Source organism: Succinimonas sp. (assembly GCF_045225735.1).
Classification (GTDB): Bacteria; Pseudomonadota; Gammaproteobacteria; order Enterobacterales; family Succinivibrionaceae; genus Succinimonas.
In genome coordinates this window covers 1-3,328 of sequence record NZ_JBGVBR010000150.1, presented here as the reverse complement: position 1 = coordinate 3,328, position 3,328 = coordinate 1, and the positions used below count along the sequence as shown (strand labels likewise).

The 3,328-nt window shown below is 50.0% G+C and carries 1 protein-coding gene; it reads left to right on the top strand.

Translation table 11 applies throughout. The features are described from left to right. The coding region (locus tag ACJROR_RS05370) for an Eco57I restriction-modification methylase domain-containing protein (protein WP_406546194.1) at nt 1–3,328 on the top strand (3,328 nt) is incomplete at both ends.

Here is a 3,328-nt window from a genome sequence, read left to right as displayed (position 1 = left end):
AAGCGGAGACTGAAAAGGAAGCCGCCGCAGCTACCAGCAATGAACTCACCAAGGAAAAATTCTTAAAGCACGTTATATATCACGGCCTTATTGATCTTGCCGAAATGTACCGCTATGAAGGGAATCCCGTTCCGGCCATATATCTGGAAAAGAAGCTGCGTTCGGAAAACCTGAACGAGAGCATTGACGCCATCTATGACTCCATCAGGAACGTAAACAGTCCTCTCATGTACCGCGACTACAATGAGGAAAGCATTGAAAAGGCCGTCCGGGTCGTTAACAAAAATGTTCCGGAACAGGACATGCCCCGCAATATCAAGCTGGTTACCGGACGCATAGAAGCAAATGCTCTGGCCATCACGCAGGACAGCCGCCTCTTTAACAATGATCTCATGACGAAGAAGATTGCGGAATTGCAGGATCTGCACTCCGGTTATCCGACGTATGACCAATTGCTGGATTCCCTCTCTGATGTCATTAAGGATTCAGAACAGCGTGTCGCTTCCGAAGCGACATCTGCCGCCGAAACGGCCCCTCAGGAAACTGAGGCTCCTGAAGCTCAGCCGCAAAACGAAGACACCGAAATCGCGAAGCCTCAGGGCAATACCGCAGATCCGGAACACGCTGCCGAAACAGAAACCGCCCAAAATGACAGCGAGAAGTCTCAGACCAGCAAGAACCCCCGTTCCCGCAAGTCGCAGAATTTAGGAGGAGCGCAGGTTTTTGACCTCTTTGATGAATCAGAGAAGCAGGCAGAGGAAGCTCAGGACACCCCGGAAAACGCTGAAAACCATGCTGCCCGCGAGGCTCCTTCTTCTGCCGTTTCATCCTCTCCTGTCCCGGAGGAAAAACCGGAAGCCGTTCCTGAAGCCAAACCGGAATTTACCACCGAAGATAACTGGGAAATAACGTCCGAAACCGAAAAGTTAACCACCCTTGAGAGATTCACGGCCAATATCGAGGCCATTGAGACTCTCAAAAAGATCCAAAGCGAAAACGACCGTCCCGCCACCAAGGAGGAACAGGAAAAGCTGGCGAAGTTTTCCGGATGGGGCGGCTTAATGACGCATTTCCACCTTACCAACTCCTCGTCAAAGGCCGATGAAGTCAGATATGAAAATCTCCGGCAGCTTCTGGGCAATGAGGAATTCGACAAGGCAAAGCGATCCGCTCTCACCGCCTACTATACGGATCCCCTGATTGCCAGGAATGTTTTCAAGGTACTGGAAAAGGCCGGTTTTACCGGAGGCAGAATACTGGAGCCTTCCTGCGGCACCGGAATCTTCTTTGGCACCATGCCCCGGGACATGATGGCCAAGAGCGATCTTACCGGCGTGGAGCTTGAACCCATAACCGCTCAGATAGCTCAGAAGCTCTATCCCGCAGCCAATATTTTAAACTCCGGCTATGAAAAGTCCGGACAGGCCAATAACACTTACGATGTTGTCATCGGAAACGTCCCTTTCGGAAAGTTTTCCGTCAACGATCCCCACTACATGAAGGATCACGATTACATTCACAATTACTTCATCAACAAATCCATTGATCAGGTCAAGGAGGGCGGCATCGTGGCCCTGATCACCTCCTCGCAGACCATGGAGGACAGCGATCCCGCCTTCAGAAGGAAAATCGCGGAAAAGGCCGAGCTTCTCGGCGGCGTGCGGCTTCCTGATACCGCCTTTGAAAAGACCGGCACCGACATTAAAACGGATATCCTCATTTTCAAGAAACGCCGGGAACGGATTACCGCCGAGGAGGCAGCCAAGGAGACTTGGGTAAACAAAAAGACCTTCGTGCTCGACACTGAAGCCAGTCCGTTTAACAGGTTTAACCGGGAATCCGTTTCTTCCGGAGAGATCAGCGCTTCATGGCTGCGAAACAACTTTTACAGCGATCTCAAAAAGAAGGAATGGGAGAAGGAGCTTCCCAAAATAAACCTGTCTCTCAATGCGTATTACCAGCAGAACCCGGACATGATTGTGGGAGGCTATGACGGGTTAAAACTGGACAGATACGGCAAGCTTGATTTCAGATCGGGCCATGTGGAGGATCTGAACGCCTCAGTGGAGACTTCGCTCTCCAAGATTTCCGGCGCCTTTGAAGCCGAAAAATCTGACATCACCGAACAGCCCAACAAGTTCAAATCCTTCAATTACCCCGACGTCAAGTATTACTCGTACTTCATGAATGACGGCAAAGCCTACTTCAAAAATGCCGAATACATTGAACCCGTCAGCGAGGACAATCAGCCGCAGGTGAAGAAATTCATCGAACTCAAGGACGCTTTCCAAAAGGTCATTCAGGCCAACCGGGATTATTCCTCCGATGAAGCTCTGGATAAGGCCCAGAGGGAGCTCCGTACCAAGTATGAAGAGCTCCGGAAAATGTCAGGCATGAATACCGGCGTCTGGAAGCAGAGACCGTTATTCGATAATCGGAAGACCATCACCAGCATCCTGAAACAGGACGTTGATTTCGGAAAGATCAAGGTGCTGGAAAACACCTATGAGAAATTCGAGGAAAACAATGGCAAGACCAAAGCCGTTATTTACCTGAAAGGGCTGTCCGATATTTTCACGAAACGCATCTTTGAAAAGGAAACCGCGGTTCAGGCCGGAAATGCTCAGGAGGCCCTGCTGCTTTGTCTGGGCAACAAGGGGAAGATTGATTTTGATTACATGTCATCCATCATGCCCAACAGGCAATCTCCGGACAGCCTGATCGATGAATTATCCAAGTCGGAGCTTATCTTCAGAGATCCCGCCAAAAACGGCTCCGTTTATGAAAACTGGATCCCCCGGGAAGAATTTTTAAGCGGCGACATCCAGCTGAAGATGGATCAGGTAAAGGAGAGAATCAACGATGATGTCTCCTTTACCAAGGAATTCGAGGCCCTGAAGAAGGTGCTCCCCAAGGAGAAAAAGTTTGATGAGCTTGACATCAACATTTCCTCGCCGTTTGTGCCTACGGACATTCTGGAGTCATTTTTGAACCACGAATTCGGCACCTGGGGAGCCATGGTCACCAGAAAGCTGGGCAAGGTGGAAGTCACCTTCCCCAATCTGCTGGATAAATCTCGGGAGGATTCCTACACCGTAAGCGACAAATTAAAGATCTCCGATTTTGTCGAGGGCGTCATTAACCACAAAGTAATGAAGATCAAAAAGAACGAGAAGGAATTCGACAAGGAGGCCATCCATACCGTCAATAACGTTTACCGGAAACGCCTTGAGGAAAGCTTTAATCAGTTTAAGGCCGAGCTTGATTCCGAATCCCGCATCCGCATCGAGAACAACTACAACCATACCCTGAACCGGATGGTGCCGCG